Source organism: Acidaminococcus sp. HCP3S3_H5 (assembly GCF_052122235.1).
Taxonomy (GTDB): domain Bacteria; phylum Bacillota; class Negativicutes; order Acidaminococcales; family Acidaminococcaceae; genus Acidaminococcus.
On the sequence record NZ_JBQKCS010000006.1, the window covers coordinates 178839 to 199126 of the forward strand.

Genomic DNA, 20288 nt, shown 5'->3' on the forward strand with positions numbered 1-20288 from the left:
CGGCCATGGGGTACAAACCGATTGAAGAGATCCAGCAGGAGACCCGTCAGTGGGATTTCATCAAAGGGCTGCCGGACCAGGTGGGAAAGTTCACCAAGAAACTGGTGGACACCATCGACGGCCAGGTGCTCACCATCTGCCGGTATGAAGCTCCGGAACTCCGGGCCAAGCTGGATATCATCTACACTTCCGAGACCTTCGACTATATCGTGGTCCACACCATGGGGATGAATTCCTACCGGGACATCCGGTTCATCTACAAGGACAAGGATGTGTTCGCCAAAAACGTCCAGGCCTACCTGCCCGGGATCCTCCACAGCATGGAAGAACCCACCAGCGTGAACCTGGGAGAGCAGGTGGCGGAACACGGGATCCTGACCTGGGACTACGGGAACCATCTGCCGAAAAAGATCGGCCCCTTTGAACTGTACATCAAACCCGCCAACGCCATCGAGCACATCAACGGGTCCATCATCATGATCGACTATTCCAACTTCGACCGGATGGACCAGCTGATCATCATGTACAACCGGCTGCGGGACCAGTTCTTCGGGGAAGTGAAGATCAACTCCGTATTCCACGCCTCCATGGATTTCGACAGCAAAAATCTCAAGGAGCTGGAAGGCAAACTGAAAGAACACCTGGAAGAAACCCTGAAAAAGGTGGACCAGGCAGATCATACCATTTGACCGGAGAAGGAGAAAAAAGTCCTTGACTTTTTTCTCCTTCTCTCGTATACTATACAAGTCGGCGCTTGAAGAAGACGCCGCAACGGCCCAGTAGTTCAGTTGGTTAGAATGCCGCCCTGTCACGGCGGAGATCGTCGGTTCGAGTCCGTCCTGGGTCGCCAATGCCTCGGTAGCTCAGTTGGTAGAGCAAAGGACTGAAAATCCTTGTGTCCGCAGTTCGATTCTGCGCTGAGGCACCATTTCTTCAAGCGGAAGTAGCTCAGTGGTAGAGCATCACCTTGCCAAGGTGGGGGTCGCGAGTTCGAATCTCGTTTTCCGCTCCAATTTTTTATGGCGACGTAGCCAAGCGGTAAGGCAGAGGTCTGCAAAACCTTTATCCCCAGTTCGATTCTGGGCGTCGCCTCCAAATGAAGTAAAAGGAGCTGTTGCATGCGCAACAGCTCCTTTTTTACAGAAAGGAATCCCCATGCACTTCGAACGCCATTATGACCGTACCTATGCCCGGCTGACCCGGCCTTTCCGGGGCCGGCCCTGGGCTGTCCGGGGGCTTTTTCTTCTGAACGGGGCTCTGGTGGTGCTGATGTACATCGCCTATCCTCTGCTCCTGTGGCAGCTCTATACCCAGGGGGGAATGGCCAGCCCCGGCCTCCGGAAGGCCTTCTGGATCCCGGCCATTTCTTTCCTGCTCCTTACCCTGGTCCGCAGCAGGATCAACCGGCCCCGGCCCTATGAGGCCTGGCCCATTACCCCCCTGATCCCTCGGAACAAACAGGGGGAATCCTTCCCCAGCCGCCATGTGTTTTCCTCCACCATCATCGCCATGACGTATCTGTACTTTCACCCGCCGGTGGGGGCAGCTTTCCTCCTGGTGAGCCTTATCAGTGCCCTGGTGCGGGTGCTGGCCGGAGTGCACTATCCCACTGATGTGGGGGCGGGGATGATGGTGGGGGTTATAGCTGGATTGGCTTTGTGGGGCTGACGCATAACCCCTGGGCGCCATAGCGGGCCATCTGCTTTGTCAGGCGGAATTTGGAAGCCGGGCATGTACCACTTTGTACTATGCCCAACTTCCAAATTCCGCCTTTCGCGCATCTGACCCACTCTGACGCCCAGGGAAAAGGTCGAAAGGTGGGGTGTTTTCGCGCATCTGGGGCCTTCTTGTGTGCAGGGAAGGGGGTTGCCCGGAGGGCCGCCGACCGTTGACACATACCCGGTTTCATCGGGCTTGTTGCCATTTTCCCCGTGGGGTGCTATAATAAATAAGAAAACTGAGGCAGACCTTAGAGAGTGGGTATTTGATACCCGCTCTTTCGTTTACTAGGAAGAAAAAAGCAGAGGTGCCTGAATGGACAAAAAGAAAATCACCGAACGGGTTACGGAACTGGTCTCTCCTATTGTGGAGGCGGCCGGTCTGGAACTGGTGGATGTGGAGTACGTGCGGGAACGGGACTGGTTCCTGCGGGTCTTCATCGACAAAGAGGGCGGCATCGACATCGATGACTGCTCGGCGGTCAGCAATGCTCTGGCCAAGAAGCTGGACGAGGAGGACTTCATCAAGGAGAAGTATTACCTGGAAGTCTCTTCTCCGGGGATCGACCGGCCCCTGAAAAAGGACAAGGACCTGGAAGCCCACTATGGCAAGAAAGTGGACCTGGCCTTCTTTGCTCCTTATGAAGGGAAGAAGCAGCTGACGGCGGTGCTGAAAAGCCACGACGCCGAAAAGCTGGTGCTGGAAGACGCCAAAAAGAAAGAACTGGCCATCGACCGGAAGCTGATCGCTTCGGTCCGGCCCCATATCGATTTTTAAAGGATACAACTGTTAAGGAGGAATTTTGAAGTGAATGCGGATTTCGTGAAAGCCATTGCGCTCCTGGCCAAGGAGAAAAGCATTTCTCCCGACGTACTGTACAGTGCAGTGGAGGAAGCCCTGATCACCGCTTACAAGAAAAACTACGGTTCTGCCCAGAATGTACGGGTTTCCATGCATAAAGAAACCGGGGAGATCCATGTCTATGCCCGGAAGAACATTGTGGAGGAAGTCACGGATCCCACTACGGAAATCAGCCTGGAAGACGCCCAGAAGCTGAATCCCCACTACCAGGCCGGGGATATCCTGGAAACGGAAGTGACCCCCAAGAACTTCGGCCGGATCGCCGCCCAGAACGCCAAGCAGGTGATCGTCCAGCGGATCCGGGAAGCGGAACGGGGGATGGTGTACGAACGGTATTCTGACCGGGAAAACGACATTGTCACCGGTACCGTCCAGCGGATCGAAGGCCACAATGTGTTCATCGACCTGGGCACGGCGGAAGGCCTGCTGCTGCCCAACGAACAGATCCCTCATGAAACCTACGACTACCATCAGCGGCTGAAATGCTATGTGGTGGAAGTGAAGAAGACCACCAAGGGTCCCCAGATCATCCTGTCCCGGACCCATCCCGGCCTCCTGAAGCGGCTGTTCGAACTGGAAGTGTCCGAAATCCAGGATGGCACCGTGGTCATCGACAGTGTGGCCCGGGAACCGGGGATGCGCAGCAAGATCGCCGTCCACAGCACCAATCCCAGCGTGGATCCGGTAGGGGCCTGTGTGGGACCCAAGGGCATGCGGGTACGGGCCATTGTGGACGAACTCCGGGGAGAAAAGATCGACATTGTGAAATACAGTGAAGATCCGGAAGAATATGTGGCCAACGCCCTGTCCCCCTCCAAGGTGGTTTCCGCCCGGGCGGACAAGGACGAAAAGATCTGCCGGGTGGTGGTCCCTGACTACCAGCTGTCCCTGGCCATCGGCAAGGAAGGGCAGAACGCCCGTCTGGCCGCCAAACTCACCGGCTGGAAGATCGACATCAAGAGCGAATCCCAGGCGGCTGCTGCAGAAGCTGCCCAGGCTCAGGAAGCCCCTGAGGAAAGTGGTGAGGACGCATGAAAGTAAAGAAGATTCCCCAGCGGACCTGCATCGGCTGCGGGGAAATCCACAATAAGAAGGAAATGGTCCGGATCGTCCGGTCTCCGGAAGGAGCCGTGAGCCTGGACCGTTCCGGGAAGAAACCGGGCCGGGGTGCCTATGTGTGCCCCCAGGCTTCCTGCATCGAAAAGGCCTTCCAGAGCAAAGCCCTGGAAAGAGCCCTGCAGGTGAAGGTTTCTCCGGAAACGAAGGAAGCATTGCTGGCGGAGCTCACCCATGAAAACGGATGAACAGCTCTGCTTTGCCCTGAGTCTGGCGCAGAAGGCCGGGAAGCTGGCATCCGGCGATCAGGGCGTATGGGACACGCTGAAAAAAGGCCGTGCCCGTTACGTGCTGATTGCCGCTGATGCCTCGCCCCGTACGGTGGAGAAGATCCAGCGCTGGTGCGATGCCGGGAAGATCCCTTACGGGAAGATCCTGGACCGTGCCCGGCTGGGTGCCGCCATCGGAAAAGCGCCCCGGGCGGCTGTGGTCCTGATGGATGACAACTTCCGGAAGATGATGGGCTTTTGACTATGGAGGTGTGCGGATGACAAAATACAGAATCTATGAGATCGCCAAAGAATTGAACCTGGACAACAAAAAGGTGCTGGGGTTCCTGGCTGACCATAAAATCACGGTGAAGAACCACATGAGCACGGTGGAAGCCGGGGTCCGGGACATGATCGTCAAGGGCCTGAAGAACAACCAGGGTGCCGTGAAGGCGGCTGCCCAGAAGGTCCAGGAAAAAGTGACCCAGGCAGCGGCTCCGGTAGCGGCCAAAGTGGCCCAGGTAAAGAGCGATGTGGCAGTGGGCAAAGCGGCCATCCAGGCCCATCATGCGGCCCAGGCCCAGCAGAAGGAACAGAACCGGAACAGCCAGCGTCCGGAAGGCCGGAACGACCGGAATGACCGGAGAAACGACAGCCGTCCGGAAAACCGGTCCAACGACCGGAACCATGGCCAGAACCGGAACGACCGGAGAAACGACCGTCCCCAGAACGGCCAGAACCAGAACCGGGACAACGGCCGCCGGAACGACCGTCCCCAGAATGGCCAGAACCGGAACGGGAACGGCAGCGGGAACAGCCGGTTCAGCCACAACGACCGGAACAACGGCCAGAACCGGAACGGAAACAATGGGAACAACAACCGGAACAAGCCCCAGAACAACCGGGGCGGGAAAGCCGGTGCCCCCATCAACGGCAACAGCGCCCATGCCGGCAAGGATATGGGCAAACGGAACGGCAGCCACAACCATCAGGAAAAACGGGAGAAAATCAAGGGCTCTTACGCCACCCGGGAGGACCGTCCTACCCGCAGTGCTGATCATATGATGAAAAACCATAAACACAAAAACAACAATAACAACAACCGGAACGCGGCTCCTGCCAGAAAGACCGAAGTGGTCCGTCCCACCAGCGTGGAAGTGGGAGAAAGCATCAGCGTGAAGGATTTCGCCAAGCTCCTGTGCCGGGACGTGAACGAAGTGATCAAAAAGCTGTTCATGCTGGGCAAGATGGTCACCATCAACCAGGAAATCGACCATGAAACCGCTGAACTGGTGGGCATGGACTTCAACTGCGAAATCAAGGAACCGCCTCCTGAAGCGGATCCCACGGAAGTGCCGGAAGTGGAAGACGACCCGGCTCTGCGGGTGCCCCGTCCCCCTGTGGTGACGGTTATGGGCCACGTGGACCACGGCAAGACCTCCCTCCTGGATGCCATCCGGAAAACCAACGTAACCGCCCGGGAAGCTGGCGGGATCACCCAGCACATCGGTGCTTACCGGGTGGTGTGCCAGGGCAAGCCCATTGTGTTCCTGGATACTCCCGGCCACGAAGCCTTTACCGCCATGCGTGCCCGTGGGGCCCAGGTGACGGATATCGCCGTGCTGGTGGTGGCCGCTGACGACGGGGTAATGCCTCAGACCATCGAAGCCATCAACCATGCCAAGGCCGCCAAGGTGCCCATTATCGTGGCCATCAACAAAATCGACAAGGAAGGGGCCAACCCGGACTTCGTCATGCAGCAGCTGTCCGAACACGGACTGATCCCGGAAGCCTGGGGCGGGGACACCATCATGGTTCCCGTATCTGCCCGGCAGAAGACCGGTATCTCCGACCTGCTGGAAATGATCCTGCTGGTGGCTGAAATGCAGGATCTGAAAGCCAACCCCAACCTGCCTGCCCACGGCACCATCATCGAAGCCAAACTGGACAAGGGCAGAGGGCCTGTGGCCTCCGTGCTCATCGACCGGGGGACCCTGCACATCGGGGATTCCATCCTGGCCGGCACCTGCTACGGGAAGGTCCGTGCCATGGTCAACGACCGGGGCGAAAAGGTGAAGAAGGCGCTGCCTTCCACCCCTGTGGAAGTACTGGGGCTCAATGACGTGCCGGAAGCCGGGGACATCATGGACGCCTGCGACGAACATGTGGCCCGGACCGTGGCGGAAAAACGTCTGGCCAAGCAGAAGATGGAAGAACAGAAGAAGGCCAAGGTTTCCCTGGACGATATTTTCAACCGGATCCAGGAAGGGGAACTGAAGGACCTGAACATTGTGGTGAAGGCCGACGTACAGGGCACCATCCAGGCCCTGGAACAGGCACTCACCAAGATCAAGAACGATGAAGTGAAAGTGGTCATCGTCCATTCCGGGGTAGGGGCCATCAACGAATCCGACGTGATGCTGGCTTCCGCTGCCAACGCCCTGATCATCGGCTTCAACGTCCGTCCGGATGCCAATGCCCGGAAGACCGCCGAACAGGAAAAGGTGGACATCCGCACCTACCGGGTCATCTACGATGCCCTGAACGATGTGGAAGCCGCCATCAAGGGGATGCTGGCTCCCAAATTCAAGGAAAAGATCATCGGCCATGTGGAAATCCGGCAGGTGATCCCCATCAACAAGATGCTGATCGCCGGTGCCTATGTGAAGGACGGCAAGATCACCCGGTCTGCCAAAGTGCGGCTGGTCCGGGACGGCATCGTGATCCACGAAGGGGAACTGGATTCCCTGCGCCGGTTCAAGGACGATGTGAAGGAAGTGGCGGCCAACTTCGAATGCGGGCTGACCCTGGCCGACTACCGGGATATCAAGGTGGGCGACCAGCTGGAAGTCTACACCATGGAAGAAGTGGCGGCAGAATAAGGAGGGACCATGTCCAAACTTCGTGCGGAAAAACTCCAGGCGCTGATCAAGCAGGAAATGAGCAACATGCTGATCCGGGACGTAAAGGATCCCCGGGTGAAGTTCGTTACCATTACCGGCGTGGAAGTGAGCAACGACCTGAGCTACGCCAAGATCTATGTAAGCCTCTACGGCAGCGAGGAACAGCAGGCGGCAGCCTGGAAGGGCCTCCAGTCCGCCCTGGGCTTCTTCCGTCGGGAAATCGCCCGGCGGATCGATCTGCGGGTGGCTCCGGTGCTCAGCTTCCACAAGGATACCTCCATGGAATACAGCGCCCATATTGAATCCATCCTTCATGAGCTGAAGAAAGAAGAGCATCATGAGTAAGGCACTGGATCTGAAAGAAACCTGGCAGCTGCTCATGAGCGTCCAGGACCTGGTGCTGGTGAGCCATGTGGGGCCTGACGGGGATACCCTGGGTTCCACCCTGGGCCTGGCCCGGGCCCTGCGCCAGGCTGGGAAAAAGGTGCGGCTGCTGGTGGATGATATCCTGCCGGCGGTGTACCAGTTCCTGCCCGGGCTGGATGCCTATGAACAGCCCAAACAGGGGGAGAAGATTGACTGCGACCTGACGGTGGTGGTGGACGCTTCTTCCAAGGACCGGATGGGGGAGGCGGAAAAATGCCTTTCCGCGCCGATCCTGAACATCGACCATCACGTGTCCAACACTCGGTATGCGGATTATCTGCTGCTGGATGACCAGGCGGCGGCCACCGGGGAGATCATGTATCTGATGCTGGAAGAGAACGGGGTGCCCGTGGACCAGGAACTGGCCACGGACCTGTACACGGCCATTGTCACCGACTGCGGCTATTTTAAGTACGCCAACACCACCCCCCGCTGCATGCGGGTGGGGGCGGACCTTTTGGCCCTGGGGGTGAAGCCCAACGAGATTTCCGACCAGCTGGAACTGAAGGCCCGGAATTCCGTGGAGCTGCTGGCCAAGGTACTGCCCAGCCTGAGCTTCTATGCAGGAGGGAAGATCGCCACCCTGGAGGTGCCCCTGGCCCTCTATGACAAGACCGTTTCCACCGAAAGCTTCATCTACCATCCCCGGTACATTGCCGGGGTGGATGTGGCAGTGCTGTTCAAGCAGGTGGAACCCCGGTCCACCCGGGTGAGCATGCGGTCCAAACAGGTGGATGTGAGCAAGGTGGCGGTGGCCTTCAACGGCGGGGGACACCCCAAAGCCGCCGGCTGCACCATCGGGCTGCCTCTGGAAGAAGCCAAGAAGGCTCTCCTGGAAGCTCTGGAAAAGGCCCTGGAGGAACTGTGATGGACGGGATTTTCAACGTACTCAAACCACCGGGCATGACCAGCCATGATGTGGTGGGGGCCCTGCGGAAAATCCTCAACATGAAGAAAATCGGCCACGGGGGCACCCTGGATCCTCTGGCTGCCGGGGTACTGCCGGTGTTCACCGGCACTGCCACCCGGTTCCTGGAATATGCGGCCCATGAGGAAAAAAGCTACCGGGCAGAACTGACCTTCGGGTTCCAGACCGATACCGGGGATACGGAAGGGAAGGTCATTGCCCAAAGTCCCGTGCGTCCGCTGACGGATGAGGAAATCGAAGCAGCCCTGGCTTCCTTCCGGGGAGAGGGGACCCAGATCCCGCCCATGTATTCCGCCATCAGCGTAGGGGGCACCAAGCTGTACAAGCTGGCCCGGCAGGGCATCGAAGTGAAGCGGGAGCCCCGGCCCATTACCCTCTATGAACTGGAAAAGGTGGACTATACCGGGGACACCCTGGTGTTCGACGTGACCTGTTCCAAGGGCACCTTCATCCGGACCCTCTGTGAGGATCTGGCGGAAAAGCTGGGGATGAAGGGGACCATGAGCTTCCTGCTCCGGCGGAAGGCCGGGGTGTTTACCCTGGAAGAGTCCCATACCCTGGAAGAGATCGCCGCCGACCCGGAAGGGTGCTGCACCGGGGTGGAAACGGTACTGGCGTCTTTCCCCAAACTGGTGGTGAACAACCTCCAGGGCCGGCGGATCGCCCAGGGGGTGGCCACCACCTTGCCCGGGATCCATGACGGTACCCTGTACCAGCTGTGGACCCGGGAGGGGCTCCTGGTGGGCGTGGCCAAAGCTGTGGACGGCCGGCTCCGGCCCCACAAGATCATCCACATCCCTGACGTGGAAACAAGGACGGAAGATAGACCATGAAACTGATTACATCGCTGGACGAACTGCACAGCGCCCATCTGCTGCCTTCTGCGGCGGCACTGGGGACCTTTGACGGGGTCCACCGGGGCCACCAGGAGGTGATCGGGACCACCCGGCTCTATGCCCGGGAGCACCATCTCCAGCTGATGGTCTTTACCTTCAGCACCCATCCCCTGGCCAGCCTGAAGCCGGAGCTGGAACCGCCCCGGCTGCTGGACAATCCCGCCAAGGAAAAGCTCATGGTGGAACTGGGGGTGGACATCCTGGTGAACATCCCCTTTACCCGGGAACTGGCGGCCATGAGTGCCGACGCGTTCCTCCAGATGCTGGTGGACTGCGGGGTGAAGGCTGTGGGCATCGGGGACAATTTCAGCTTCGGTGCCGGAGGCAAGGGGAATGTCCGCCTTTTGAAGACGGAACACAGCCGGTTCGGGCTCACCATCCTGTCCCGGCCTCTGCTGAAGCAGGACGGGCTGGTGGTGAGCAGCACCAACATCCGGAAGGCCATCGCCGAAGGCCGGGTGGAGCTGGCGGCCCAGATGCTGGGACGGCCTTATGCCATCCGGGGCCAGGTGGTGCCCGGAGATCACCGGGGACGGCTGCTGGGGTTCCCTACGGCCAACCTGAAGATCCTGGGCCAGCATTTTGCCGTGCCTGCCTTCGGGGTGTACGCCGGCCGGGTACTGGTGGCAGGGCAATGGTATGACGCCATGGTGAACGTGGGGGACAATCCCACCTTTGCCAACCAGGAAGCCCGCCTGGAAGCCCATCTGTTCCGGTTCGAAGGGGATCTCTACGGCCGGGAGGTGCTGGTCCAGCTGGTGGCCCGGCTCCGGGGAGAAGAAAAATTCCCTGACCTGGACCGGCTCCAGGAACAGCTCCGGAAGGACGCCCGGAATGCCCAGAGCCTTTTGGCCATGGAGGAAGAATCCACCGGCCGGAAGGGCTGAACAGAAAGATTGAGAAATAAATGGAAAAATCCCTTGCACAAAGGGAGCATCCATGATATTATATTTTGGTAAAGCTTATTGGTGGAGGTGAGAACATGCCGAATATTAAGTCTTCCATTCGTAGTGTCAAGACTGATGCCGAACGGCGCGCTGCCAATGGCCCGGTGAAAGCTGAAATCCGCAGCACCGCACGCAAGGTTGAAGCTTTTGCTGCTGCAGGATCCAAAGAAGAGGCCCAGGCCACTTTGAAAGTAGCAGCGAGCTTATTAGATAAAGCTGCTCGGAAAGGCACGGTGAACAAAAAAGCCGCAGCCCGCAAGAAATCCCGTTTAGCTAAGAAAGTCAACGCAGTAAAATAAGGCTGAACAGCAGGAAGGCTGACAACTTCGGTTGCCGGCCTTTTTTGTTGCGTGTGGAAGGGTCTCCCCATACATGGTATAATAAAGTATTGAAACATCTCCGCCTGTTTTCCAGGCGTTGACAGAAAGTGAGAGAATCCATGGCAAAACGTGATCATATTCGAAATTTTTCCATTATCGCCCATATCGACCACGGCAAATCCACCCTGGCCGACCGGCTCATTGAAATGACCGGGACCCTGTCCAAACGGGAAATGGAGGACCAGATCCTGGACTCCATGAGCCTGGAACGGGAACGGGGCATCACCATCAAGGACCAGGCAGTCCAGCTGGACTACAAGGCCAAGGACGGGAATGACTACATCCTGAACCTGATCGACACCCCGGGGCATGTGGACTTTACCTATGAAGTTTCCCGGGCCCTGGCGGCCTGTGAGGGGGCGCTCCTGGTCATCGACGCCACCCAGGGCATCGAGGCCCAGACCCTGGCCAATGTGTACCTGGCCATGGACCACGATCTGGAGATCATCCCGGTGATCAACAAGATCGACCTGCCCAGCGCCGACGTGCCCCGGGTGGAAAAGGAAATCGAGGACATCCTGGGCATCGATAAAAGTGACTGTGTCCTGTGCTCCGCCAAAACCGGCCTGGGAGTGGACCAGGTGCTGGAAGCGGTGGTGAACCGGGTGCCGGCCCCCAAAGGGAACCCGGAAGCCCCTCTCCAGGCTCTGATCTTCGATTCCAAGTTCGATGCCTACAAAGGGGTCATGCTGTATGTGCGGGTGGTGAACGGCTGCCTGAAAAAGGGCATGTCCATCCGTCTCATGGCCACCGGCAAGGTCTATGACGTAACGGAAGTGGGAGTGTTCAAGCCGGCCATGGTCAACGTGCCGGAACTGGGAGAAGGCCAGGTGGGTTTCCTGGCGGCAGCCATCAAGACCGTCAAGGACGCCCGGGTGGGGGATACCATCACCGACAACAACCGGCCGGCCAAAGAGCCTCTGCCAGGGTACCGGAAGGCTACCCCCATGGTGTACTGCGGCCTGTATCCCATCGAGAACTCCGACTATGACAACCTCCGGGACGCCCTGGAAAAACTCCAGCTCAACGACGCTTCCCTGACCTTCGAGCCGGAAACCTCTTCCGCCCTGGGCTTCGGGTTCCGGTGCGGGTTCCTGGGTCTGCTCCACATGGACGTGATCAAGGAACGGCTGGAACGGGAATACGGCCTGAGCCTGATCACCACCGCCCCCAACGTTATCTACGAAGTGGTGAAGACCAACGGGGACATCGAAATGGTGGACAACCCTTCTCAGTTCCCCAACCCCACGGTGATCGAGCATGTGGAGGAACCTTTCGTGAACGCCACCATCATCGTGCCCAAGGACTTTGTGGGGCCGGTCATGGAACTGTCCCAGGAAAAGCGGGGAGAATACCAGAACATGACCTACCTGGACGAAACCCGTGTGATGATCCACTATGCCCTGCCCCTGTCGGAAATCATCTTCGACTATTTCGACCGGCTGAAAAGCGTGTCCCGGGGCTATGCTTCCCTGGACTATGAGCTCAGCGGCTACCGGCCTTCGGACATGGTGAAGGTGGATATCCTCCTGAACGGGGATCCGGTGGATGCCCTCAGCGCCATCGTCCATCGGGACCGGGCCCAGTACTGGGGCCGTGCCCTGGTGGAAAAGCTCCGGAAGCTGATTCCCCGGCAGCTGTTCGAAATCCCCATCCAGGCGGCCATCGGCAGCAAGATCATCGCCCGGGAAAACGTCAGCGCCCTCCGGAAGGACGTGCTGGCCAAGTGTTATGGCGGGGACATTACCCGGAAGCGGAAGCTGCTGGAAAAGCAGAAAGCCGGGAAAAAGCGCATGAAGCAGGTGGGCAGCGTGGAACTGCCTCAGGAAGCCTTTATGGCCATCCTGAAAATGGACGACAAATAACCGGTGAAAGGAGGGAGGGCCATGGTGACCCTGCAGAAATCCACCCAGGATCTGATCTGCCAGTCTCTCCGGAGCCGGATCGCCTCCGGTGATCTGGAACCGGGGACGGAACTGAAGCAGGTGGAACTGGCCAAGACCTACGGGGTGTCCCGGATGCCCATCCGGGAGGCCCTCCAGGGCCTGATGCTGGAAGGACTGGTGACCCGGCTCAGCAACCGGCACATGGTGGTGTCTTCCCATGCCCGGGAGATCCTGGAGAACCGGAAGGTGCCCCGGACTGAGGAAAATGAGGCTCCGGCACCGGAAGAAAAGGCGGCTGGTTCCCCGGCTTACCGGGTGGAGACGGAAACGATGCCGGAAACCATCGGGAAGATCCATCTCCTGCCGGCCCGGGAACAGGTGGCCTCCTATCTCCGGAAGGCTATTCTCCGCCGGGAAATCCCGGAAGGGAGCGTCCTGACCCTGGAAGAGACCGCCCGGCACATGGGGGTGTCCACCACCCCGGTCCGGGAAGCCCTCCAGCTGCTGGCCACCCAGGGGCTGGTGAAGCTGCGGCCCAACAAGGGGGCCGTGGTGCTGGGCATCGATGAAAAATCCATCCGGGACCATTTCGCCGTCCGGGAGATCCTGGAACGGGAAGCGGCGGCCCTGGCCGCCCGTCCCGGCAGCGACCTGCGGGAAGTGGAGCGGGTGTACGCCGGGATGCAGGAGTGCCTGGCCCAGCACCGGTACGCCGAATACAAGCACTACAACGAAAGCTTCCATATGGCCCTGTGGGAGGCCGCCGGGAATCCCAAACTGACCCAGATCCTGGCCAGCCTGTGGAACGGCCTGTCCCTGGGTTTCCTGGTGACGGAAACCGATTACGCCAAGATCTCCTTCTTCGAACACGAGCAGCTGATGGAAGCCCTCCGGGCCCACGACCCGGAAAGAGCCAAAAAGCTCATGGACGAACACATGAAACGGAGTATGGACAATATCCTCACCAACTACCGGGAGCAGGTGGGGAAGGGCGGGGGTGCGTGAGCGCCCCTTTTGAGTCGGCAGCCTGGAGTCGGGAGTCGGAAGCCTCAGGAAAGGATCCGCCTGGTTGGACGGATCCTCTCGATTATATGGAACCAGACTCGAAATCGACCTGGGATATCCTTTAATCCAAAGGTTCTACACATTCAAAAATTTGCCTGCAAATTTATCATTTGGCTTCAGACTCCAGACTTGAGCCGTTATGCGGCTCTACAGCTAGAGGCTGTTGCACGTTCTGTGCAACAGCCTCTTTTTGTATTTATGATATTATATCCAAATTTGTAGTCAAAAATCAGATAATTCCATAACCCCATTGACTCTTTCTGCCAATGGGGTTATAGTATCATCAAGAAATGGATACATTATCAAATATCAAAATTAATTCACGCGCGCAGGATTGATGGAGAACAAAGGAGGAGAAAACATAATGTCACCCATTGCCATTACTTTGACTTTGCTGGTACTGGTCATCATCCTGTTTGTCACTGAAAAACTTCCCCTGGCGGTTACGTCCATGATCGCCCTGATGGTTCTGGTCCTTACCGGGGTACTGAGCCCCAAGGATGCCTTTGCAGGCTTTGTGGACAGCAACCTGATCCTGTTCGTGGCCATGTTCGTCATCGGCGGTGCCTTTTTTGAAACGGGCATGGCCAACAAGGTAGGGGGCATCGTCACCCGGTTTGCCAAAACCGAACGGCAGCTGATCGTTTCCGTGATGCTGGTCACCGGCATCATGAGCGGCTTTTTGTCCAACACCGGTACGGCGGCCATCCTGATCCCCGTGGTCATCGGCATCGCATCCAAATCCGGTTTCGCCCGGTCCCGGCTGCTGCTGCCTCTGATTTTCGCGGCGGCCATGGGGGGCAACCTGTCCATCATCGGGGCCCCTGGTAACCTGCTGGGGAAAAGCGCCCTGGAAGCCATTGGCCAGGACATCAGCTTCTTCGAATACGGCTATGTGGGACTGCCCATCCTGCTGATCGGCACCCTGTTCTTTGCCACTGTAGGCTACCAGTTCCTGCCAGACCATCAGGCCAAAGCCGGAGAAAGCATCTATGACAAGGCTCCGGATTTCTCCCAGGTAGCTCCCTGGAAACAGAAAGTTTCCCTGATTGTCATGGTCCTTACCATTATCGCCATGATCTTCGAAAAACAGATCGGCATCAAGTTCTACCTGTCCGGTTGCATCGGGGCTCTGGTGCTGGTGACGGTGATCCTACTGCTCAGCTGCATCATGACCAACTTCATGAGCAACTTCGGCACGGCGGCCCTTTTGATCCCCATCAGCGTGAACATTTCCGAAGCCATGGGGGCTGACCCCAAGGCCGTGATCGTAGCCACTGTCATCGGTGCTTCCCTGGCCTTCGCCACTCCCATCGGGATGCCTGCCAACATGATGGTGTTCGCCCCCGGGGGCTACAATTTCAACGATTATGTGAAGGCCGGCCTTCCCATGGTGATCATCGGCTACATCGTCTCTCTTGTCCTGCTGCCCATCCTGTTCCCCTTCTATCCCTGATGGTACGGGAACATGTGAATAGAAAACAACCTGTGTGTTCAAGTATAAGGAGGAAATGAAAATGTCCAAAGAAGCCCAAGTCAAACAAATGACCGACATTATGGCCAAGTTCGTCGGCTACACCGCCAAGGTGCTGCCCGATGATGTGGCCGCCAAACTGAAGGAACTGGCCGAAAAGGAAACGGTGCCCATTGCCAAGCTGCTGTATGAAACCTACGCCAAGAACCAGAAGCTGGCCAAGGAACTGAACCGTCCTTCCTGCCAGGATACCGGCGTGCTCCAGTATTTCGTGAAATGCGGCACCAACTTCCCCCTCATCGGGGAACTGGAAGGGCTGCTGAAGGAAGCCACTGTACAGGCCACCTTCGCCACCCCCCTGCGCCACAACAGCGTGGAAACCTTCGATGAATACAACACCGGCAAGAATGTGGGGAAAGGGACTCCCACCGTGTTCTGGGAAATCGTGCCCGATTCCGACACCTGCGAAATCGACACCTACATGGCCGGGGGCGGCTGCACCCTGCCGGGCCACGCCATGGTGCTGATGCCCGGGGAAGGGTATGAAGGGGTCACCAAGTTCGTCCTGGAGCGGATGTACACCTATGGACCCAACGCCTGCCCGCCCTTCCTGGTGGGGGTAGGGGTGGCCACCTCTGTGGAAACCGCCGCTCTCCTGTCCAAAAAGGCTCTCATGCGTCCTCTGGGTTCCCACAATCCCAACCCCCGAGCTGCGGAAATGGAAAAACTCCTGGAAGAAGGCATCAACAAGATCGGTCTGGGGCCTCAGGGCATGACCGGCAGCGCTTCCGTACTGGGTGTACACATCGAAAACACCGCCCGGCATCCGTCCGCCATCGGGGTGGCTGTGAACATCGGCTGCTGGAACCACCGCCGGGGCCACATCATTTTCGACAAAGACCTGCATTACACCATCACTTCTCATAAGGGGGCTGAATTATAATGGCTAACAAAGTTGTGCTGCATACACCCATTAAATCCGAAGACATCGAGAACCTGAAAATCGGGGACATCGTCTATCTGACCGGCAAGATCACCACCTGCCGGGACGTGGCTCACCGCCGGCTCATCGAAGAAGGCCGGAAGCTGCCGGTGGACCTGGAAGGGGGCGCCATTTTCCACGCAGGCCCCATTGTCCGTCCCATTGAAGGCCAGGAAAACGCCTATGAAATGGTTTCCATCGGACCCACCACTTCCATGCGGATGGAAAAATTCGAAAAGGATTTCATTCCCCAGACCGGCGTGAAGCTGATCGTGGGCAAAGGGGGCATGGGCCAGGACACCATGGATGCCTGCCAGAAGTACAAAACCATCTTCTGTGTGTTCCCGGCCGGCTGTGCCGTGGTATCCGCCGTCCATTTCAAGAAGATCATCGACGCCCAGTGGAAAGACCTGGGGATGCCGGAAACCCTGTGGACCAGCGAAGTGGAAGAACTGGGGCCCCTGATCGTGGCTGTTGACACCAAAGGCGGCAACCTGTTCGAAGAAAACAAGAAGACCTACAAGAAACGGGCCGAAGAAGTATACGAGGAAATTATCCCCAACGTCCGGTTCATTAAATAAGCAACAAAAAAGGAGCTGCTGCACGTGCAACAGCTCCTTTTTTATGGTATCCTTATTCTTACAATGTGTGAAAAGGGGAATACTATGGATCGCATGAAAGGAAATCTGCTGCTGCTGCTGACGGCCCTGATCTGGGGCAGCGCTTTTGTGGCCCAGAGCGTGGGCATGGATTATGTGGGGCCCTTTACCTTCAACGCGGCCCGGAATCTTCTGGCCACCGGGGTGCTGGTGCCGGTGGTGCTGGCCTTTGGGGGAAAACGCCAGGGAAGCCTGTGGCAGCGGCTGAAGCCGGATGGAGTGACCCTGAAAGGGGGCCTTTGCTGCGGGCTGATCATGGGAATCGCCAGCAACCTCCAGCAGGTGGGCATCGCCCAGACCACCGCCGGGAAGGCCGGGTTCATCACCGCCCTGTACATTATCCTGGTGCCCATCCTGGGGCGCTTCCTGGGCCGGACGGTGCGGAAGATCATGCTGCTGTGCGTACCCATGGCTCTGGTGGGATTCTATCTCCTGTGCGTGAAGGGGGATTTCACCGTTTCGTTCGGGGATTTCCTGGTGTTCTGCTGTGCGGTGTTCTTCGCCCTCCACATCCTTTTTGTAGACCATTTCCTCCGGAAGGGAGCCAGCGGGGTGCGGGTGGCCTGGCTCCAGTTCGCCATGACCTGTCTTTTGTCCGCCCTGGGGGCCGGGATGTGGGAAAGTGTGCCGGCAGGGGGATTGGCCAGTGCCCTGTGGGCGGCCCGGTGGCCCCTTTTCTATACGGCGGGGCTCTCCAGCGGGGTGGCCTATACCCTGCAGATCATCGGCCAGAAATACACGGAACCCACCACCGCCACCCTGATCATGAGCCTGGAATCCGTGTTCGCCGTGCTCTCCGGCTGGCTGTTCCTGGGAGAAGTGATGACAGGACGGGAAATCGCCGGCTGCGTGCTGGTGTTCGTGGCGGTGCTGCTGGCCCAGGTGTGAGGGGGCTGCTGCAGAGACCGCAGGTCCCGTCAGCTGTCAACGGTCAGCGGCCGAAGAATCAATTTGCAGTCAGATTTTCAGGAATGGAAACGCAGCCTGCGGCTGCTAACCCACCACCATTGCGCAAGCGCAACGGTCCCCCGCCCTTGCAAAGGGCGGATATACGCTGGGGCTGGCGCCCATCGCTTTTTGTAAATACCAGGGCGCGAGCCCGCGTATTTTATCCGTCCTTTGCAAGGGCGGGGGACCAGCCGCAAGGCTGGTGGTGGGTTAGCAGCCCAAAGGGCTGCGTTTCTTTTCAAAAGAACCCGTCAGCCACGGGTTCTTTCCATCGGCCAGTGACCGGGGTTGTTCACACAACGTGCCACCTTAGTGTAAAATAGTTCTCGGTGAAATGAATAATCCATTATAAACTTGCAAAAAGAAAGACCTTCATCTTATAGTATAAGTCACGACACCAACACTATAGATAGGAAAAGGTCTTCCATGGATTTTACGGTCCCAGCAGTACTGAACTGGTGATGGGAACGGACCCAAAGTCCGCCCTGTGAGGGGCGGGGGACCAGCCGCAAGGCTGGTGGTGGGGGCATCGGCGACAGCCGATACTTCGCAGGACCGGCAGACAACAAGAAAGCGTATGGCAGGAGCAGGAATATGATGATTTCAGTTTTCGTTGCTGCATTCCCAGCCGATGAGCCCGTACCCCCGTCAAGGTATTCGGTCCTTTCAGGACCTCATGCCCCCACCACCGGGCAAGCCCGGTCCCCCGCCCCTGCAGGGCGGACTTGGCCTCCGGCCTTGCTGGTACTTTTTGCGGGTATACATCGATTCTCCCGGCGGAGAGCCCTCGCGGGTGTATGGGTATAGAAGTTTTGCCCTCTGGGCGGCCGGGACGGGTTTGCCTGCGGCGAAACCCCTACATCGTTGGGGTCAGAGATTCGTACATCTGGCGAGTCGCCGGTTGTGCGGCCTCTACGGGCCCATGCTCTTCACTCTGCACTCTGCACTCTTCACTTTCGGACATGGATGAATAACTATACTGTGATGAAGGTTTTACTGAGAACTTGTTGACACATACCGGTTCTGGCGGTACCCTTGAAATTTCTGCCTTTTTCGCGTATAATTAAAGAGATTTCTTATGCTTTTGAATCTTAACGTTGGGAGATGTGCATGACTGCATGAATAAAGTCGTACTCACTGCTGTTGTCTTTTCTTCGCTGACTGTGTCCGTATCTGCCTCTGCAGCCGGTATGGCCCGCCGTGCCGTGCCTTTTAACTATGGCGCTCGTGCGTCTTCTGCTGCATCGGCAAGGGCTTCCAGCAATCCGGGCTACCGGGTTTCCACCATGGAAAACCGGAGGAAGGCTTTGTCCTATACGCCTATTTCCACCAAGCAGGCCTATGCCTGGCGTCGGGATTTCGGCAAAAGCAACCTGCGGAAGTGGAGCAGCACCGAGGGGATGGATACTCCCTGGCGGAGCAACAGTACTACGGATACGGCTCATTTCAAAGCCTCCACGGTGGCCTTCCTGGACCATCTGAATGAGCTGGCCCGGCGGAACGGAGTCACCTTTGTGATCACCGGCGGGGCGGAACGGGGCTACCATGCGTCCGGCACTTATTCCCACGAAAACGGATACAAGGTGGACATTTCCGATGAAGGCGCCATGTGGGGGTCCAAGTCCTTCAAGGTGCTCCATATGGCGTTGGCGCCCTTCAAGCACCAGATTACCCACGAACTGGAAAATGCCCATTACGACATTACCATTTATCCCTACAATTACCGGGGACGGTATTCCTGGGGGTATAAATACTGAATTGGAGAGGGGCTGTTGCACGTGCAACAGCCCCTTCTTTTACGAAAGGACCCAACATGACCAAATGTACTCTTTGTCCCCATGAATGTGGGGTGGAACGGCCGGAGACTTCCGGGGACCCCGGGCAGCTGGGGTGGTGCCGGATGCCCTGGCGGCCCCGGGCAGCACGGGCGGCCCTGCATCTTTGGGAGGAACCCTGTATCAGCGGCACCTCCGGAGGCAGCGGCACGGTGTTCTTTTCCGGCTGCACTCTCCAGTGCGTGTTCTGCCAGAACAGCGAAATCAGCAGCGGGGGAAAGGGCTGGGAAGTGACCGCCGACGACCTGCGGCGGATCTACCAAAATCTCATCGCCCAGGGGGCCCACAACATCAACCTGGTGACTCCCACCCATTTCCTTCCCACCATCCTGGAATCCCTGGAGCCGAAGCTGCCGGTGCCGGTGGTGTACAACTGCGGGGGCTATGAAAAGGTGGAGACCCTCCGGAGGCTGGAGGGGAAGGTGCAGATCTACCTGCCGGATCTGAAATACGTCAGCGAAGAAGCGGCCTGGCGGTACAGCCATGCAAAGGATTATTTCGCCGTGGCCACGTCAGCCATCCGGGAAATGTTCCGGCAGACCGGGCCTTACGAAATGGATGAGGGAACCGGGCTCCTGAAAAAAGGGGTGATCATCCGGCACATGATCCTGCCGGGGCTTTTGGAAGACAGCAAGCGGATCATCGACTGGGTGGGGTCCAATTTCGGCCCGGGCCAGGTGCTGTTCAGCCTGATGCGCCAGTATGTGCCCTGCGGCCTGGCCAAAGAGGGAAAGTATCCGGAAATCGGCTGGCCCCTGACCGAAGAAGAATACCAGGAAGTGGAGGACTACCTGTTCCAGAGCCCCATCGAGGACGGGTTCGTCCAGGAAGCCAGTTCTGCCGACAGCCAGTTCATCCCGGCCTTCGACGGGACGGGGGTGAAGGGGGAATGAAGGACCCGGCTGCGGGCTGTGACCCCTTCTTGACCATTTCCCGCTGACAATGCTATAATGAAACGGACAGATCATGTGACTGACGGAAGTGGGTTTACCCACAGGGAGCATGGTCGTAGAATGCCGACCGTCTGGGCACCTGCTGTGGCCCGGGGTCGGCT

General features: G+C 58.1%; 20 protein-coding genes, 4 tRNA genes, 1 pseudogene and 1 riboswitch. All 25 genes and pseudogenes read left to right on the forward strand.

Annotation, left to right across the window (positions count from 1 at the left end; genetic code table 11):
- Nucleotides 1-5: 5 nt before the first annotated feature.
- The 25 genes and pseudogenes from ACTQY5_RS08875 (at nt 6) to ACTQY5_RS08995 (ending at nt 20127) form a co-directional block, all read left to right on the forward strand.
- Nucleotides 6-689 carry a hypothetical protein gene (locus ACTQY5_RS08875; RefSeq protein WP_308664092.1) on the forward strand — a complete coding sequence of 228 codons (684 nt, stop codon included), beginning with the start codon at nt 6-8 and terminating at the stop codon, nt 687-689.
- Between the two features lie 84 nt (nt 690-773).
- Nucleotides 774-850, forward strand: a tRNA-Asp gene (locus ACTQY5_RS08880).
- 2 nt (nt 851-852) lie between these two features.
- Nucleotides 853-928 (forward strand) — tRNA-Phe (locus tag ACTQY5_RS08885).
- A gap of 9 nt (nt 929-937) precedes the next feature.
- Nucleotides 938-1012 (forward strand) — tRNA-Gly (locus ACTQY5_RS08890).
- A gap of 9 nt (nt 1013-1021) precedes the next feature.
- Nucleotides 1022-1095 (forward strand) — tRNA-Cys (locus ACTQY5_RS08895).
- Nucleotides 1096-1155: 60 nt separating this feature from the next.
- Nucleotides 1156-1668, forward strand: coding sequence for a phosphatase PAP2 family protein (locus ACTQY5_RS08900; protein ID WP_154487894.1), 513 nt, complete (start codon nt 1156-1158; stop codon nt 1666-1668).
- Nucleotides 1669-2034: 366 nt separating this feature from the next.
- Nucleotides 2035-2496, forward strand: coding sequence for a ribosome maturation factor RimP (rimP, locus tag ACTQY5_RS08905; RefSeq protein WP_022487820.1), 462 nt, complete (start codon nt 2035-2037; stop codon nt 2494-2496).
- 30 nt (nt 2497-2526) lie between these two features.
- The gene (nusA, locus tag ACTQY5_RS08910; protein WP_279127009.1) at nt 2527-3615 is read left to right on the forward strand and encodes a transcription termination factor NusA; all 1089 of its coding nucleotides are present in this window, start codon (nt 2527-2529) and stop codon (nt 3613-3615) included.
- The gene (rnpM, locus tag ACTQY5_RS08915; protein WP_022487822.1) at nt 3612-3884 is read left to right on the forward strand and encodes an RNase P modulator RnpM; all 273 of its coding nucleotides are present in this window, start codon (nt 3612-3614) and stop codon (nt 3882-3884) included. Before nusA ends, rnpM begins: the two co-directional genes overlap by 4 nt.
- The gene (locus tag ACTQY5_RS08920; protein WP_022487823.1) at nt 3871-4167 is read left to right on the forward strand and encodes a L7Ae/L30e/S12e/Gadd45 family ribosomal protein; all 297 of its coding nucleotides are present in this window, start codon (nt 3871-3873) and stop codon (nt 4165-4167) included. Before rnpM ends, ACTQY5_RS08920 begins: the two co-directional genes overlap by 14 nt.
- Nucleotides 4168-4183: 16 nt before the next feature.
- The gene (gene infB / locus ACTQY5_RS08925; protein ID WP_303226399.1) at nt 4184-6787 is read left to right on the forward strand and encodes a translation initiation factor IF-2; all 2604 of its coding nucleotides are present in this window, start codon (nt 4184-4186) and stop codon (nt 6785-6787) included.
- A gap of 9 nt (nt 6788-6796) precedes the next feature.
- Nucleotides 6797-7153 (forward strand): 30S ribosome-binding factor RbfA, encoded by a 357-nt coding sequence (rbfA, locus tag ACTQY5_RS08930; RefSeq protein ID WP_022487825.1) that lies wholly within the window; start codon nt 6797-6799, stop codon nt 7151-7153.
- Nucleotides 7146-8102: a DHH family phosphoesterase gene (locus tag ACTQY5_RS08935; RefSeq protein WP_441369088.1), complete on the forward strand. Its 957-nt coding sequence runs from the start codon at nt 7146-7148 to the stop codon at nt 8100-8102. Before rbfA ends, ACTQY5_RS08935 begins: the two co-directional genes overlap by 8 nt.
- Nucleotides 8102-8995, forward strand: a complete 894-nt coding sequence (truB, locus tag ACTQY5_RS08940) for a tRNA pseudouridine(55) synthase TruB (RefSeq protein WP_441369089.1) — start codon at nt 8102-8104, stop codon at nt 8993-8995. Before ACTQY5_RS08935 ends, truB begins: the two co-directional genes overlap by 1 nt.
- Entirely contained in the window at nt 8992-9945 is a 954-nt protein-coding gene (locus ACTQY5_RS08945; RefSeq protein WP_441369090.1) for a bifunctional riboflavin kinase/FAD synthetase, read from the forward strand. The genes truB and ACTQY5_RS08945 overlap by 4 nt, the downstream gene beginning before the upstream one ends.
- A gap of 95 nt (nt 9946-10040) precedes the next feature.
- Nucleotides 10041-10304: a 30S ribosomal protein S20 gene (rpsT, locus tag ACTQY5_RS08950; protein WP_012938698.1), complete on the forward strand. Its 264-nt coding sequence runs from the start codon at nt 10041-10043 to the stop codon at nt 10302-10304.
- A gap of 140 nt (nt 10305-10444) precedes the next feature.
- Nucleotides 10445-12250, forward strand: a complete 1806-nt coding sequence (gene lepA, locus ACTQY5_RS08955; protein ID WP_441369091.1) for a translation elongation factor 4 — start codon at nt 10445-10447, stop codon at nt 12248-12250.
- A gap of 21 nt (nt 12251-12271) precedes the next feature.
- Nucleotides 12272-12457: pseudogene (locus ACTQY5_RS08960) on the forward strand (GntR family transcriptional regulator); the annotation flags it as partial.
- Nucleotides 12458-12601: 144 nt separating this feature from the next.
- Nucleotides 12602-13276 (forward strand): GntR family transcriptional regulator, encoded by a 675-nt coding sequence (locus ACTQY5_RS08965; RefSeq protein WP_368509238.1) that lies wholly within the window; start codon nt 12602-12604, stop codon nt 13274-13276.
- Between the two features lie 424 nt (nt 13277-13700).
- Entirely contained in the window at nt 13701-14792 is a 1092-nt protein-coding gene (locus ACTQY5_RS08970; protein WP_441369092.1) for an SLC13 family permease, read from the forward strand.
- 61 nt (nt 14793-14853) lie between these two features.
- On the forward strand, nt 14854-15753 hold the full coding sequence (gene ttdA, locus ACTQY5_RS08975) for a L(+)-tartrate dehydratase subunit alpha (protein ID WP_022487832.1): 900 nt from the start codon (nt 14854-14856) through the stop codon (nt 15751-15753).
- Nucleotides 15753-16373 carry a L(+)-tartrate dehydratase subunit beta gene (ttdB, locus tag ACTQY5_RS08980; RefSeq protein WP_022487833.1) on the forward strand — a complete coding sequence of 207 codons (621 nt, stop codon included), beginning with the start codon at nt 15753-15755 and terminating at the stop codon, nt 16371-16373. Before ttdA ends, ttdB begins: the two co-directional genes overlap by 1 nt.
- Before the next feature lie 84 nt (nt 16374-16457).
- On the forward strand, nt 16458-17339 hold the full coding sequence (locus ACTQY5_RS08985; RefSeq protein ID WP_154487890.1) for a DMT family transporter: 882 nt from the start codon (nt 16458-16460) through the stop codon (nt 17337-17339).
- Between the two features lie 1178 nt (nt 17340-18517).
- Complete coding sequence (locus ACTQY5_RS08990; RefSeq protein ID WP_308664404.1) at nt 18518-19156, forward strand: hypothetical protein; 639 nt, start codon at nt 18518-18520, stop codon at nt 19154-19156.
- 56 nt (nt 19157-19212) lie between these two features.
- A complete protein-coding gene (locus ACTQY5_RS08995; RefSeq protein WP_441369093.1) occupies nt 19213-20127 on the forward strand; it encodes a radical SAM protein in 915 nt (304 codons plus the stop codon).
- Nucleotides 20128-20192: 65 nt separating this feature from the next.
- Nucleotides 20193-20271: riboswitch (ZMP/ZTP riboswitch) on the forward strand.
- The last annotated feature ends 17 nt before the right edge of the window (nt 20272-20288 follow it).

Coding starts and splice junctions, on each gene's coding strand:
- ACTQY5_RS08985 (WP_154487890.1), top strand. CDS start 16,458: ATGGATCGCATGAAAGGAAATCTGCTGCTGCTGCTGACGGCCCTGATC.
- lepA (WP_441369091.1), top strand. CDS start 10,445: ATGGCAAAACGTGATCATATTCGAAATTTTTCCATTATCGCCCATATC.
- ACTQY5_RS08935 (WP_441369088.1), top strand. CDS start 7,146: ATGAGTAAGGCACTGGATCTGAAAGAAACCTGGCAGCTGCTCATGAGC.
- ACTQY5_RS08945 (WP_441369090.1), top strand. CDS start 8,992: ATGAAACTGATTACATCGCTGGACGAACTGCACAGCGCCCATCTGCTG.
- ttdB (WP_022487833.1), top strand. CDS start 15,753: ATGGCTAACAAAGTTGTGCTGCATACACCCATTAAATCCGAAGACATC.
- ACTQY5_RS08965 (WP_368509238.1), top strand. CDS start 12,602: ATGCCGGAAACCATCGGGAAGATCCATCTCCTGCCGGCCCGGGAACAG.
- ACTQY5_RS08920 (WP_022487823.1), top strand. CDS start 3,871: ATGAAAACGGATGAACAGCTCTGCTTTGCCCTGAGTCTGGCGCAGAAG.
- rnpM (WP_022487822.1), top strand. CDS start 3,612: ATGAAAGTAAAGAAGATTCCCCAGCGGACCTGCATCGGCTGCGGGGAA.
- ttdA (WP_022487832.1), top strand. CDS start 14,854: ATGTCCAAAGAAGCCCAAGTCAAACAAATGACCGACATTATGGCCAAG.
- infB (WP_303226399.1), top strand. CDS start 4,184: ATGACAAAATACAGAATCTATGAGATCGCCAAAGAATTGAACCTGGAC.
- rbfA (WP_022487825.1), top strand. CDS start 6,797: ATGTCCAAACTTCGTGCGGAAAAACTCCAGGCGCTGATCAAGCAGGAA.
- ACTQY5_RS08995 (WP_441369093.1), top strand. CDS start 19,213: ATGACCAAATGTACTCTTTGTCCCCATGAATGTGGGGTGGAACGGCCG.
- ACTQY5_RS08990 (WP_308664404.1), top strand. CDS start 18,518: ATGAATAAAGTCGTACTCACTGCTGTTGTCTTTTCTTCGCTGACTGTG.
- ACTQY5_RS08875 (WP_308664092.1), top strand. CDS start 6: ATGGGGTACAAACCGATTGAAGAGATCCAGCAGGAGACCCGTCAGTGG.
- truB (WP_441369089.1), top strand. CDS start 8,102: ATGGACGGGATTTTCAACGTACTCAAACCACCGGGCATGACCAGCCAT.
- ACTQY5_RS08900 (WP_154487894.1), top strand. CDS start 1,156: ATGCACTTCGAACGCCATTATGACCGTACCTATGCCCGGCTGACCCGG.
- ACTQY5_RS08970 (WP_441369092.1), top strand. CDS start 13,701: ATGTCACCCATTGCCATTACTTTGACTTTGCTGGTACTGGTCATCATC.
- rimP (WP_022487820.1), top strand. CDS start 2,035: ATGGACAAAAAGAAAATCACCGAACGGGTTACGGAACTGGTCTCTCCT.
- rpsT (WP_012938698.1), top strand. CDS start 10,041: ATGCCGAATATTAAGTCTTCCATTCGTAGTGTCAAGACTGATGCCGAA.